This window comes from Sphingobium sp. TomTYG46 (assembly GCF_055396345.1).
In genome coordinates this window covers 874,701-888,225 of the sequence record NZ_AP027324.1, presented here as the reverse complement: position 1 = coordinate 888,225, position 13,525 = coordinate 874,701, and the positions used below count along the sequence as shown (strand labels likewise).

Sequence of the window (13,525 nt, the reverse complement as noted above, 5' to 3'; positions counted from 1 at the left end):
AATGATTGACGGACGGATGATATGCGCTAATCCGCGCTCATGACACAGCGCTCTCCCCTCGCCCCTGCAGCCTTTCCCGAACTTCCCGCCATTTCGGGCGTCACGGCGCGCGTTGCCAGGGCGCGGTACAAGAATTGGGATCGGTGCGATCTGACCTATGTGGAACTGGCCGAGGGTACTGCGGTTGCTGGCGTCACGACGCAAAGCAAGTGCCCTTCTCCCGAGGTCGAATGGTGCCGTGACGCCATTCCGCTCGGGTCGGCGCGGGCTCTGGTAGTGAATGCGGGCAATGCCAACGCCTTCACCGGCCATCGTGGGCGGGCGGCTGTCGAAGCGATCGCGGCTAAGGTCGCCAATCATCTTGGGTGCCTGCCTTCGGATGTGTTCGTCTCCTCTACCGGGGTGATCGGCGTGCCGCTGCCCGTGGACAAGGCGGAGGCGGGGCTGGAGGCTGCTTTCTCCGCCGTGTCCTGCGAGTGGGAAGAGGCTGCGAATACGATCGGGACGACCGACACCTATGCCAAGGGCGCGCGCACGAGCGCCATGATTGGCGGGACGCGCGTCGAATTGGTGGGGATCATCAAGGGATCGGGCATGATCGCGCCGGATATGGCGACGATGCTCGGCTATATCTTTACCGACGCGGCGGTCGAGCCGAAGCTGTTGCAGCAGATGCTGTCGGCGGCGAACCGGCGGACTTTCTCCTGCATCACTGTGGATAGTGACACATCGACCAGTGATACGGTGCTGGCTTTTGCCACGGGCAAGGCGGGCAACGCTCCGTTGGCATCGATGGATGACGCGGGGGCCGATGCCTTTCAAGCGGCGCTGAGCGACCTTTGCCTGCAGCTGGCGCATCTGGTGGTGCGCGATGGCGAGGGCGCGTCCAAGTTCATCGAGATCGGTGTGGAAGGCGCGGAGAGCGACGCGAGCGCACACCGGATTGCGTTGTCCATCGCCAATTCGCCACTCGTGAAGACGGCGATCGCGGGCGAGGACGCCAATTGGGGCCGCGTCGTCATGGCCGTGGGCAAGGCGGGCGAGCCGGCGGATCGGGACAAGCTGTCGATTAGCTTCGGCGCGACGCAGGTGGCCTCGGGTGGGCTTGCCGTAGAGGGATATGACGAAGCGCCGGTTGCCGCGCACCTTAAGGGACAGGATATCCAGATCGGTGTGGACCTCGGCCTTGGCGAGGGCCGCGCGACGGTGTGGACCTGCGATCTGACGCATGGATATATCTCGATCAACGCAGATTACCGTAGCTGATGCCGATTGAGCTGCATGACGATGTCGTCACGTTGATGCGTGAAGTTGCGCGGGACATCGTGATGCCGCGCTACCAGAATCTGCGGGTCGAGGAAATCAGCGAGAAGGCTGCGGACGACCTCGTCACCATTGCCGACAAGGAAAGCGAGATCAGGCTGGCCGAAGGGCTGAGCCGCATACTGCCAGAAGCTGGAGTTATCGGCGAAGAGGCCTACGCGGCCGATCCGGCGATATTGGAGCGCGCGGGTGACGGGCTCAACTGGATCATCGATCCGATCGACGGGACAGGCAATTTCGCGGCTGGGCGGCCGCCCTTTGGCATCATGATCGCTTTGGCGGATGCAGGGACGACATTGGCCGGATGGATATTGGACCCGCTGTCCGGCCGTTTGTGTCACGCTACATTAGGCGCTGGCAGTTATATCGATGGCGAGCAGGTCCGGGCCCGGGAAAGCGGCGATCCGCTGCCGATAGCGGCGCTGGCGGTCTATTTCATGACACCGGACGAGCGAACCGATATTCAACGGCGGGCGGAAGGGGTGTTTTCGCTTGTGGACATTCCGCGCTGTGCGGCGGAGCAATATCCCCGGCTGGTGCTGGGGCAGAATGATGTTTCGGTCTTTGCGCGGACATTGCCGTGGGACCATGCCGCTGGGACGCTTTTCCTGAACGAGGCTGGAGGCTGTTGTCAGCGGTTGGATGGGTCGCCTTATGTGGTGGGCGATTTGCGGCGGGGGTTGTTGGGGGCTTCGTCGCCGCGGTTGTGGGAGGCAGCTGTGGAGGCGTTGTTTCGGTGATGTCGGACTTGAAGGCGGCCGCGTAGTTCGGGCCGCGCGTCCTTCCCCCTCTCCCGCCTTCGCTACGCTCGGCACCCTCTCCCCTGAAGGGGAGAGGGAAAGAGGTGCGCGTTAGAGGACGCTTTCAATCCAGCTCTTGAGCGCGCTCTTGGGTGCCGCGCCGACCTTCGTGGCGGCAGCTTCGCCATTTTTGAACAGGATCATCGTCGGAATGCCGCGCACGCCATATTTGCCGGGCGCGTCGGGATTTTCGTCGATGTTGATCTTGGCGATGATGACTTTGTCAGCCAGTTCCTCGGAGATTTCTTCCAAGGCCGGGCCGATCATCTTGCAGGGGCCGCACCATTCCGCCCAGAAATCGACAAGCACGGGCTTGTCTGCGTCGAGCACGTCCGCCTGAAAGCTGGTATCGGTGACTGCCTTGGTAGCCATATTATATTTCTCCTTAAGTTGGACGGATATCTAGGACGGTGACGCATCCGTCTCAACGGGTGAAAGCGGCAAATTCTCCTGCGCGGGAGGAAAGCCCGGCTTGTGCGCGGCCAGAAGATTAGCCGGAAGGGTGATGAGGCGCGGGGCGCTGGTGTAGAGCAATGCGGCCTCAATTCTCCGATCCGGGAAGATCACCTGAAGCGCGGCGGCATAGGCGGCCATCTGCCGGACATGGGCGGCGGGAACTTCATCCACGCCAAGTGGCGCTACGCGGCCGGTCTTGAAATCCACGACCTGCACGCGATCGGGATCGATGCATAGACGATCGACAGTGCCGGAGATCACCATGTCGCCCACTACTGCCGCGACAGGAGCCTCAGCGAGAGCGCCGGGTGCGAAGATCGGCGCGAAGTCGCTGTCCTCGATCACGCGAAGAGCCTGCGAGATGACGTCATGGCGCAACAATGCATCCGCCGCGCCCTGCTGTTCGAGCCAGCGCCCTGCACGTTCGCGGCGCTGTTCGGGCGGAACATCGGGCAATCGCTCGAACAAGGCATGCAGCCAGCGGCCCCGCTCGCTTGCCGCCTTCATGGCTGGCGTCGGCGGCGGATAGGGCACGTCGTCCTCTACCGGAGCAGAGGGCGCGAGGGGCCGGGGTGGACGGGCTTCCTCTGGTGCGGGCTGACGGAGCCAAGCGGGTTCGGGATGCGCCACCCTTTCCATCGCGGCGCTCTTTTCAAGCGCGCGTGGAGGCAAGGTTTCCGCGCCGAGCCAGCGACGCCGGGCGCCCCACAGATGATCGTCCTCCCACTCCGCGCCAAGGGCGATCAGGGCGTTTTCAACGGCGGTGAACCAGCTTTCGGGTTGCGGCAGGCCGCGCGCGCGGGGGCCGAGCGAGCCGGTGACGACCAGCCTTTCCTCTGCGCGGGTCAGAGCGACGTAGAGCAGCCGCCAATGCTCCTCCCGTTCGGCAGCACGCGCGTCTTCCAGAACTTCCCCGATAGGACCAAGGCGTTCGGTTTTGCGCGGGGCCAGGATAGGCAAGCCGTTCCATTCCAGGGAATCGCTGCGTGTTCCGGCATCGGGATCAAGGCATGCGTCCGCCAGAATGACGACAGGCGCCTGCAATCCCTTCGCGCCGTGCACGGTAAGAAGGCGGAGCGAATCTCCCTGCGCGGCGGCGTCGCGGACGATCTCGACTTCGCCCCGGTCGAACCAGTCCACGAAGCGCTGCAAGGACGGGTGATCGTCCGTTTCGAAGGCAAGCGCAGCGTTTAGCAGTTCCTCGATCGGATCGGCGGCCTCAATTCCCAAGCGTTCGATGAGGCGGCGGCGTCCCTCCATCGGGCCGGACAGGATCGATTCGAGATAGCGGTAGGGCGTGGTGAGGTCGGCCCGGTTGAGAAGGGTACGAAGCGGGCCTAGCAGCTGTTCATCCTGAGTCCGGGTGAGATGCTGCCAGAGTCCAACGCGGCGGTTCATGGCGCGGGCCATGAGGTCATCCTGCGTCCAGCCGATCAGGGGCGATACCAGCAAAGAGGCCAGGTTGAGATCATCCTCAGGCTGCACCGCGAAACGAAGCGCGGCGAGCAGGTCGCGCACGGCAAGCGGCGCATTCAGGCGGAGGCGATCGATCCCCGCGACGGCGACCCCCTCCTCATAGAGACGCGCGACGATCAGCCGGGCGAGTTCGCTGCGGCGGCGGACGAGGATCATGATGTCGCCTGCCGTCACCGGGCGACCCCGGCTTTCGAGCATCATGCCGTCGTCGATCCATTGGCGGATCTGGCGCGCGATATTCTGGGCGAGGAGGCGTTCCTGATCGGCGGCCCAGTCTTCCTCGCCTTCTGCGTCGTCGGACAAGCCTGCGATGGTGGGTTTCCACAGCAGGACCTCACCGGGGAAGCGGTTGGCGCTGATGTGCTGGACTGCGCCCGAAGGCAGGCCTAGCCGCTCGGCGCTTAAGGTCGCGATCGTGTGATCGACCACGTCGAGGACGGCGGGCGTGGAGCGGAAGCTGCGTTCAAGCGACAGGTCGTGGAAGATATGCTCGGCATCTTCCGCATGACGCTGGAACAGTATCTGCGCGGCAGCGAAGGCCTGAGGACTGGTTCCCTGGAAGCCGAAGATCGCCTGCTTGAAGTCACCGACGGTGAAGATGGTGCGGATGCGATCACCCTTGGCCCCTTCCCCCGCGAAAAATTCCGAAGCGAGCGCGCCGACGATCTGCCACTGGCTGACGTTCGTGTCCTGCGCCTCATCGACCATGATGTGGTCGATGCGCTGGTCCAGTTTGTAGCGGATCCAGTCGGCGATGCCGGGCTGGGACAGGAGATCCGCAGTGCGGGCGATCAGGTCGTTGAAATCCACGGCGCCCGCAAGCTGCTTTGCCTCATGATAGGCGCGGGCATAGGCGCGGCCTGCATGCAGTCCTTCGGCGAGCAGATCGGTATAGACGGCGAGCGCCTTGAGGCTCAAAAGTTCGGCGCAACGGGAATGGAGGCGCGCGCTCGCTTCGCCATAGCCATCGATGGGGGGAACCCAGCCCTTGGCCGAGATCAGGTCGCCGTCCGCCTTTGCCCATGCGGCGTGAAGGTCTGCGAGGGTTTCCGCCCGATCCAGCGGGCTCAGCGCGCGCCATCGGGCTATGCGATCACAGCGTTCCAGAGCGCGGCCGGTGCCCCAATCGGCATTTGCCTGAGCGATCCAGGCGAGAGATCGCATGTCGAACTGCGCGTCTTCGCACTGGCTGGCGAGATGCGCGAGGACGTCGCCCTCTGGCAGGCCCAGCTCGCGATAGAGCCAAGCGGCGATGTTCTCCGGCAATTGCTCCAGTGCGGGAAGGTGGGAAGCGCAGCGCAGCAGGAATTGTTCAGCGCCGCCTTCGCCCAGACGGAGGCTGATCGCCTGTAGCGCTTCCATCAGCCTGTCGTCGCCCTGATCCTGAGCGGTGACGGCAAGATCAGCCAGCGTCTGGCGGGCGAGCGCCGACTGCTCGCGCTGGTCAAGCGGGCGGAAGCCGGGCGGAAGGTCTGCCTCCAGAGGAAAGGCGGTCAGCAGTTGCTGGCAAAAGCTGTGGATGGTCTGGATGCGAAGGCCGCCGCCGGTCGATTCCAGCACCTCTGCAAAGAGGCGGCGAGCGCGATCGCGAGCCTCCGGGCCGCTATCCTCGTGCAGTGCCTCCAGATCCTCGAACAGTTCCCCTTCCTCCATCTGGACCCAGGCGGCCAGCCGGTCATGGATGCGGTCGGCCATTTCCGCCGCGCCCGCTTTGGTGAAGGTGAGGCAAAGGATGTTTTCAGGCCGCACACCCTGCAGCAGCAGGCGGAACACGCGGGCGGTCAGCACATGCGTCTTGCCTGTGCCCGCCGAAGCCGACAGCCAGACATGCGCGTCCGGTGAAGCGGCACGGGCCTGTGCTCCGGCAAGCGGTTGAAGGGCGGAGGTCTTCCTAGCCATCGTCGCGGCCATACCATTCCTCCAGCCGCATCAGCTGGTCATAATCGCCATAGTTTGCGACTTCGGGATTTACTTGCGCGTCGAAGGGGGCGTTACCCGTTAGATAATCCCCCGCGATTTTCTCGAACCATTCGTGGACGAGCGATGTGAAGGAGGCCGTCACGATCTTGTCCCGCTTCCCCATCGGATCGACGGGGCTTTCACGGTAGCCGAAGGCGTCATTCTTCTTGGCCAGCGACCAATATTCGAAACATCCTGCGGTTCCGGCGCGGTCGATGGCAGAGAAGCCACCCTGTTCGGCGATGAGGCCCAGCAAGCCCAATTGGAGGGAATAGCCAGCCCTGACCTGCTTGGCGCTGGGCGGTTTGCCGGTCTTGTAATCGACTATGGCGAGCGAGCCGTCGGGCATGCGATCTATCCGGTCAGCCTTGCCGGTGAGGGTCACGCCAGCGATCTCCGCCCGGCCGTCCGTCTCCACCGCCAGGATGGAGCGGCCCGCTGCCTGATCGGCGGTCACTTCGGCAGCGATCCAGCGGATGGCCTCGATCAACCTTGGTTGCCAGAGCGCCTTCAGCAGCGGGTGCACATCGGGCCGGTCGAACATCGCGCGGGCGCGGGCTTCCAGATCGGCGGGATCGCGCTGCCCGGCCTCTGCCCAGCGCTGGAGGATTTCGTGGACCGCCGTGCCGCGCCATGCGGGACCCGCGTCGGCATCGACCGGGTCGAGGCGATTGAGGCGCAATATCCGCTTGGCATAGAAGGCAAACGGATCAGCCTTCAGCCGGTCCACATCGGTGACGGGAATCAGCTTCGGGCGGACGGAGGCGGGTGGCACTGGCGCGGGACGGCGGCTTGGCTGGTGCCGCGCTGGGCGATCGAGTGCCTGTGCCAGCGCAGCGTAACGATCGGCGATCTTCCATTGTGGACCAGCCATGGCCTTGAGGCGCAGCCAGAAGCGGGAGGCTATGGCGGGGCCTCCCGAACCCCTTCTGGAGCGGGTGATGAGGACGTGGGGAGCGCCCAGTGCGCTGGCAAAGTCATGAGCGGCGCGGCCGATGCGGGTTTCGAGGCCGGGCAGGCCAAGTTCCCGCCGGATACGGGGGGCAAGCCAGGGGTCGGGTGATGGCAGGCCGGGCCATGTGCCCTCGTTGAGGCCGCCGAGGATCATTAGATCAGTTTGAACCAGCTGGGCCTCGATCAGACCCAATATCGAGATGCGCGGATGGCCGCCCTGAACCGGGCGCACCGAAACGCCACCCAACATATTGTCGAGCAGGGTCGGGAGGGAGCGGATGTCAGATTGTTGAGGGCCTTCGGGGGCCGCCTGTTCCATCTCGGCGAACAGATCGGCGGCGGCGTGGCCCTGGACACCGGCCCATATGGCATCGCCGGTCAGCGCTCCGGCTTGTTCGCGAAGCGCCGCCAGTTGAGCGGCGAATGTGGGGGCGGCGGAGCAGGCTTGCTCCAGCGGTTCGAGCAACGCGCGCGCCTTTGACCACCATTGCCGCGTTTGGGCTCGCAAGGCTTGCTGGCGATCCTCTCCTTCCCGTTCGGCGAGCAGCAGGTCTACCCCTTGAAGGCCAGCAGGAGGACGCGGGCCGCGAAGCAGCAGGTCGAGGCCCCGCACGCCTTCCAGCCACGGAAGGCGTTCTTCGCCGCGCATGACCAGCGGATGCTTGAGCAAAGTGAGCAGCGCCACGGGCGCGAAGCGTTCGGCCACCGCCTGGGCCAGCGCTATGAGCAGAGTGCCCGGCGGCAGGCGGGACAACGGGAGACCAGCGGAATCGTCGGCTGATACTCCCCAGCGCGCCAGATGCGCCGACACGCGGGTAGCGAGCTGGCGGTCAGGCGTGACCAGCGCGGCGGTGCGGCCCTGTGTTTCCACTGCCTCACGCAGGGCGATGGCGATGGCCTGCGCTTCCTCGCCCGGCGTGGCGACTTCCAGAGCCTCCACCCCTGTGAGTGAGCGGTCCGCGGTTTTCAGATCGCGCCAGCGGCTGGTGAGGCGCGGAGGGAGCATCGCGTTGGATATGTTGCGGCTGCGGACGGCGCGCGCATCATGCTCGCTGCCCCAGCGCCACAGCGCTACGTCATCGCGCGTGGCGCTCATTCCATTGAGCAAGCGCTTCAGGGCATATTGGGGATGGGTTTCATGCGCAGGGGGCGCACGGCCGGTAACGGGGTCCGGCGCGAATGGACCGATGGCGTCCCATGCGGCTTCGTCCATTTCATGGTCGAGGCCAGCGAAAACGACGCTACCGCGCGGCAGGACGGAGATCCTTCGAAGCAGACCCGCAACCGCCGGAGCGGTCGTGGCTATGCCAGCGGCGATCACGAAGCCGGATGGTGGCTCTGCGGCCCAGCGTGCGGCGAGGCGATCGAACAGGCGATTGCGTCGGTCGGCCAAGTCAATGAGGCCAAGCCGTGCCAATTCCTCGGGCCAGCGGCGAATGAGGATGGAGAATAGATCGAGCGATCTTTGCCAATGGCCCGACAGTTCATCCGACAGCGTGAGTTCGGAAAGCGCGGTGATGGGCACCCGTTCCACCTGCATCTGGTCGAGCACTGTGCCAAGCGCTTGGCCGAGCTTGATCGCCTGCGCGGCGTCCATTGGCTGGCCGGATGCCTGCTGAACCATGCGGGCCAGGATCATCTGGCGGCGCATGGGCGCAATCGCCGGGGGAATGGCCTCCCCCTCCGCCAGAGGATCGAGCGCGCCGCCTGCCTGTTCGCCAAGATCAGGATCGCCGATCGCGACCAATCGGGGAAGAAGCAGGCCTCCAGCCGATCGGCGAACAAAAGCATCGCTGACAGCGCGGATCGCGCGGTTGGTGGGCAGCAGGATCATGCCCTGCGCCAGTGCCATCGGGTCAGCACCATGCTGCGCAAGTATGCCCGCTGCCAAGGCGTCGGAAAAGGCGCGGTGAGCTGGGATGTTGAACAAGGCGGGCCGGGTGTGATCACCCATGAGCGAGCATCGACTCCACAAAGGGAATGGCGCGCGGCGTGCCGACGTCGAACCAAAGGCCCTGATGGGAAACGCCGTAGAGACGCCCCGCTTCGATAGCGCGGTTCCAGAAGATATTGGTCGAAAAGACGTCGGATGGCGGATCGACCAGCAGGCCGGGCGAAAGGATCTGCACGCCCGTAAAGACGAAGGGCGCGACATGGCTCGTCTTGCGGCGGCTCAAGCGGCCAGATGCATCCATGTGGAAGTCGCCCGGTCCCGTGTGGCAATGGGCGCGGGCGAGCGGCACCAGCAACAGAAGCGCGTCCATGCGATCGGGGTCCCACAGGCGCTGCATCATGCCCAGCGTTTCCTGCGGCCCGTCGATCCAGAGATTGTCGCTGTTCGCGCAGAAGAAGGGATTGTCGCCCAGCAGGGCACGGGCATGGATCAAACCCCCGCCCGTTTCCAGCAGCTTGGGACGCTCGTCCGAGATCAGCACCTGCATGCCGTTGGAATGGGCGTTGAGATGCGCCTCGACCGTGTCGGCGAGGTAATGAACATTGACCACGACCTTGCGGATGCCGCCAGCGGAAAGCCGGTCCAGCGCATGGTCCATCAGCGGCTTGCCAGCTACCTTGACCAGTGGCTTTGGACGCGTGGCGGTGAGCGGGCGCATCCGCTTCCCAAGGCCCGCCGCCATCAGCATTGCCGTGTCGATCATGCGGGGGCGTTGTCCCGAAGCGCGAGATGGCGCTTTTCTGCCGGTATGTTGGCGGCGAACCAGTCCGCTACCGGCGCGAGCGCGGGATGCGCCAGGTCGCGCTCCAGCAAGTCCCACATGCGCGGCAGGAAGGTCAGGTAGCGCGGCTTTCCGTCCCGCTTCCACAGGCGCGTGAAGATGCCGATGATCTTCGCATTCCGCTGCGCGCCCAGCACAGCATAGGCAGCATCGAAGTCGGCTGGTGGATTTGCGATGGCTTTGTAGTGGCTGATCATCGCGGCCTCCACCTCCGGCGGCACATCGCGTCGAGCGTCCTGAAGCAGCGACGCGAGATCATAAGCGGGATGCCCGGCAAGAGCGTCCTGAAAGTCGAGAAGACCAAGCCCCCGCACTTCAGGTCGATCGATCAGCATGATATTTTCGGCATGATAATCGCGCAGCACTGTGACGACGGGGCTGGCGGATTGCTCCACGATCGGCAGCACGGCATCCCAGGCCCGCGTATAGGCATCTGTATCGACAGGGAGGCCGATCGCGGGGCAATACCATTCGGTGAGCAGTCCTGCCTCGCGCTGATAGACCGCGCGGTCATAGGGCGGCAGGTCGGCGGCAGGCTGGCGATGAAGATCAGCGAGCAGCTCGACTGCGCGGCTATAAACGCCTTCCTCGTCGGCGGGGACATCGTCCAGATGTTCCTTGACTCGCAAGTCGCCGAAATCCTCGATGAGTACCAGACCTTGTTCCAGGTCGCGGGCAAGGATCGCCGGGGCAGCAAAACCCTGTCCCGTCAGATGTTCGGCAATGGCGATAAAGGGGCGCGGGTCCTCATGTGGCGGCGGCGCATCCATCAGCACGGCACGGCGCGCGCCATCGACCACGCGAAAGTAGCGACGGAACGACGCATCACCGGCCAGCGGGACGATAGCGGCATGCCCCCACCCCGCAGCTGAGAGAAAAGCGGGAGCGGAAGTGGGCGGGATCATATCTGCGACCATCGCTCTGTCCAAGCGTCCGGCACGCGCACTGTCAAGCGCCGAGCGCCGTCGGGTTCGATGTCGATGTGGAGCCGCAGCGCATGCGGCCATGCATCCGGACCCAGGCGGTCGGGCCATTCGACGATCAGCAGGCTGTCCATCAGATATTCGTCCAGAGCCAGTTCCCGCGCCTCTTCCACATCATCAAGGCGATAGAGATCGACATGGGCGACGGGGAGCTTCACCTCCGGCACATCATAGGGCTGGACGATCGCGAAGCTGGGGCTTGGCGCCTCGCCTGCAAGGCCAAGCCCCTCCAATACGCCGCGCGCGAGCGTTGTCTTTCCCGCACCAAGGCCGCCTTCCAGCGCAATGACGTCACCGATGCGCGCCACATCGGCCAAACGGTGGCCGAGGGCCAGCATCGCCGCTTCGTCGGGCATGGTCAGGCTCTGCTCAGCCACGGGGTAGCTCGATTACGGCCATGGTGCCCTGCCCCGGCTCTGACACGAGTTGGAGGGTGCCACCATGCGCCTCGGCGAATTGCTTGGCGAGCGGCAGGCCGATCCCGGCCTTTTCGCCGCTTCGTGCCTGTTCCGCGCGAGCGGCTGCGTCGAAGATCGTGGCGTGGCGCTTTGCGCTGATGCCTGGACCGTTGTCGGACACGACGAGCCGCGCGGAGTCGCTGCTGCCGTCGCCATGCAGCAATACACGCGCGCCGCGTCCGCTGTAGCAGACGGCGTTCTCCAGGAGATGATCGAGCGCCTGGCCGATCCGGCGGCTATCGCCTTCCACCTTCCCCAATGTTTCATGCAGGGAGATCGCAAGGTCGATGCCCTTGGCCGTCGCCTCGGCCTTGATCCGTTCGACGCTTTCCTTTGCCAGGGCGGCGAGGTCGACAGGGGCGCGGTCGATCGGGAGCGTCCCGGCTTCTCCCTGTGTCAGGTCCAGCACATTGTCGATCAACATCGACAGGCGACTGGTACTCTGGAGAATGCCATCGACATATTCCTTGGCGGAAACGCTCAATTCCCCGGCATAGCCCGCGCTCATCATCTCGGCGAAGCCCGCGATGGTGGTGAGCGGCGTGCGCAATTCGTAGCTCATATTGGTGACGAAGGCGGTCTTGACCCGATCGGCCTGCTCAAGCGCTTCGTTGCGGTCGCGCAGCACTTGTTCGACACGGCGGCTGTCGGTGACGTCCAGCATCGTGAAAAGTGCGTTCCCATCGGGCAGAGGGATGGCGGCAAATTCGAAGATGCGGCCGTCCGCGAAACCGACATGGCCGACGCGCTGCTTGCGTTCCACTGTCGCCGCGCGAACCAGTTCGCGGACGAGATTGGCCTGCTGCGGCTTGGCGAGGCGGGATTGGACGGCGCGCAGAAGTTCGTCGATGCGCGGGTGCTGCGCCAGCAGATCTTCTGAGATTTCCCAGATCGAGCGGAAACGGCTGTTCCACAGCGACAGGCGGCCATCGGACGAAAATACGCCGATCGACTCGAACAGATTGTCGAATGTGGCCGTGCGGACTCGCAGCAGTGTGTCGCGCGCGCTGGAAAGCTGGACCTGCTCCGTACGATCTTCAAAGATCAGGAGCAGGCCGCCGTCGGGCAATGGCTGACCATAGACGCGCAGATGAGTGCCATCGGCGAGCAGCCAGTTTTCCTCGCGCGGGTCGGGTGAGAGGAACCAATCGCGACGTTCGGCGCGCCAGGCCGGAAAGTCGCGATGTTCGGGCAGGCGGCGGGCCTCGCGCATGCGGTCGAGGACGCGTTCGAACACGGGCTGGTCGGCCAGATGTTCCTGATCAAGCCCGAACAGGCTCATGAAGGGCTGGTTCCAGAAACGCAGGGTGCGATCCGGGCCAAAGCGGGCCACGCCAGCAGAGAGGCGGTCGAGCAGGTCGCGCTGAGCCGCTTCAAGGCGGCGATGCTCGACGCGGGCCTGTTCAAGCTCATTCTGGTCCATCGCGAAACCGGCGACGCCAGCTTCGCCAAGGGGGACATCGACGACCCGCATCGTTCGGCGTTCGCCATCGATTGTCGCTGGCACCATGCGCTCGACCACCCGATCCTCCGCGAGCGCCTGCTCTGCTGATGACTGAGGGCCGAGGCCGCCCACCGCCTCGACCAGTTCCGTGCCATGCGCGATGACATCTGCCGCATTAGCCCCGTCCACCGCGCTGACATAGGCAGCGTTGACGAGGCTGAGGCGCATGTCGGCGGTGCGATGCCACATCGGAAACGGCGCGGCTTCCACAAGGCCAGCGAGCGCTTCCAGGGCTTCGCGCAGTTGCTCGACCTTGCTCTTCAGCGCCTGGATTTCGGACTGGCTGTCGGTCGCGTCGAATATCCACAGGACCACGCCGCCGCTTTCAGCGAGTACTGGCCCGGCAGGCGCGCCGCGCACCAGCAGGAGCCGGGACGAACCCTCTCCTCGCACAGGCAGGGCGAAGCTGCGTCCGGCGCGCTGGGCCGCTGCTATTTCCTGCGCGAGGGCCGCTGCGTCCTCCGGTTCCAGACCGCCGTCGGGCGCGGTAAGTTCGGATACGAAAGCGGGTACACGGTCCTTGCCAAGCCATTTGGCGAGCCGATCGGCCGCCTCGATCCGGCCATCGGCGTGAATGATAATCGGTGCGGCCGGTGCCGAGGCGAGCAGGCTGGACAGGCGATCGAATTTGCCCTGCACCTGCGTGCCTTCGCGCCGCATGCGCTGCCCGGTCGAAAGCGCCCACACCGCGGCGGCCAGCCACGCGGCCAGCACGATCCCCAACATGACTGCGGCAAATGGGGTCAATGACGTCATTGCGCCTGTTCACCCCTCATCGCGACTGCCACCCCTTTGCATGATTATCAGGGGACTAACCCAAGTCGGGAGCAGCGTGAAGCGGGGAGTTTGAAGAAATGCGCGGCTCCTTCAAGACGGA

General features: G+C 64.8%; 9 protein-coding genes. 2 read left to right on the top strand and 7 right to left on the bottom strand.

The window, feature by feature from the left end; translation table 11 throughout:
- Nucleotides 1-39 precede the first annotated feature (39 nt).
- Both argJ and ACZ5YV_RS04520 read left to right on the top strand, forming a co-directional pair.
- Nucleotides 40-1,266, top strand: coding sequence for a bifunctional glutamate N-acetyltransferase/amino-acid acetyltransferase ArgJ (gene argJ / locus ACZ5YV_RS04525; RefSeq protein WP_464788771.1), 1,227 nt, complete (start codon nt 40-42; stop codon nt 1,264-1,266).
- Complete coding sequence (locus ACZ5YV_RS04520; protein ID WP_464788770.1) at nt 1,266-2,063, top strand: inositol monophosphatase family protein; 798 nt, start codon at nt 1,266-1,268, stop codon at nt 2,061-2,063. The genes argJ and ACZ5YV_RS04520 overlap by 1 nt, the downstream gene beginning before the upstream one ends.
- Nucleotides 2,064-2,174: 111 nt before the next feature.
- Here ACZ5YV_RS04520 and trxA read toward each other — a convergent pair whose 3' ends face one another.
- From trxA to ACZ5YV_RS04485, 7 genes are read right to left on the bottom strand one after another with little or no spacing between them, the layout of a single operon-like run.
- Nucleotides 2,175-2,495 carry a thioredoxin TrxA gene (gene trxA, locus ACZ5YV_RS04515; RefSeq protein ID WP_464788769.1) on the bottom strand — a complete coding sequence of 107 codons (321 nt, stop codon included), beginning with the start codon at nt 2,493-2,495 and terminating at the stop codon, nt 2,175-2,177.
- Between the two features lie 30 nt (nt 2,496-2,525).
- Nucleotides 2,526-5,966: a double-strand break repair helicase AddA gene (gene addA, locus ACZ5YV_RS04510; protein ID WP_464788768.1), complete on the bottom strand. Its 3,441-nt coding sequence runs from the start codon at nt 5,964-5,966 to the stop codon at nt 2,526-2,528.
- Nucleotides 5,947-8,922: a double-strand break repair protein AddB gene (addB, locus tag ACZ5YV_RS04505; protein ID WP_464788767.1), complete on the bottom strand. Its 2,976-nt coding sequence runs from the start codon at nt 8,920-8,922 to the stop codon at nt 5,947-5,949. Before addB ends, addA begins: the two co-directional genes overlap by 20 nt.
- On the bottom strand, nt 8,915-9,625 hold the full coding sequence (locus ACZ5YV_RS04500; RefSeq protein ID WP_464788766.1) for a nucleotidyltransferase family protein: 711 nt from the start codon (nt 9,623-9,625) through the stop codon (nt 8,915-8,917). The genes addB and ACZ5YV_RS04500 overlap by 8 nt, the downstream gene beginning before the upstream one ends.
- Nucleotides 9,622-10,608, bottom strand: coding sequence for an aminoglycoside phosphotransferase family protein (locus tag ACZ5YV_RS04495; protein ID WP_464788765.1), 987 nt, complete (start codon nt 10,606-10,608; stop codon nt 9,622-9,624). The genes ACZ5YV_RS04500 and ACZ5YV_RS04495 overlap by 4 nt, the downstream gene beginning before the upstream one ends.
- A complete protein-coding gene (tsaE, locus tag ACZ5YV_RS04490) occupies nt 10,605-11,042 on the bottom strand; it encodes a tRNA (adenosine(37)-N6)-threonylcarbamoyltransferase complex ATPase subunit type 1 TsaE (protein ID WP_464789145.1) in 438 nt (145 codons plus the stop codon). The genes ACZ5YV_RS04495 and tsaE overlap by 4 nt, the downstream gene beginning before the upstream one ends.
- Before the next feature lie 13 nt (nt 11,043-11,055).
- On the bottom strand, nt 11,056-13,404 hold the full coding sequence (locus ACZ5YV_RS04485) for a PAS domain-containing sensor histidine kinase (RefSeq protein WP_464788764.1): 2,349 nt from the start codon (nt 13,402-13,404) through the stop codon (nt 11,056-11,058).
- Nucleotides 13,405-13,525: the final 121 nt, after the last annotated feature.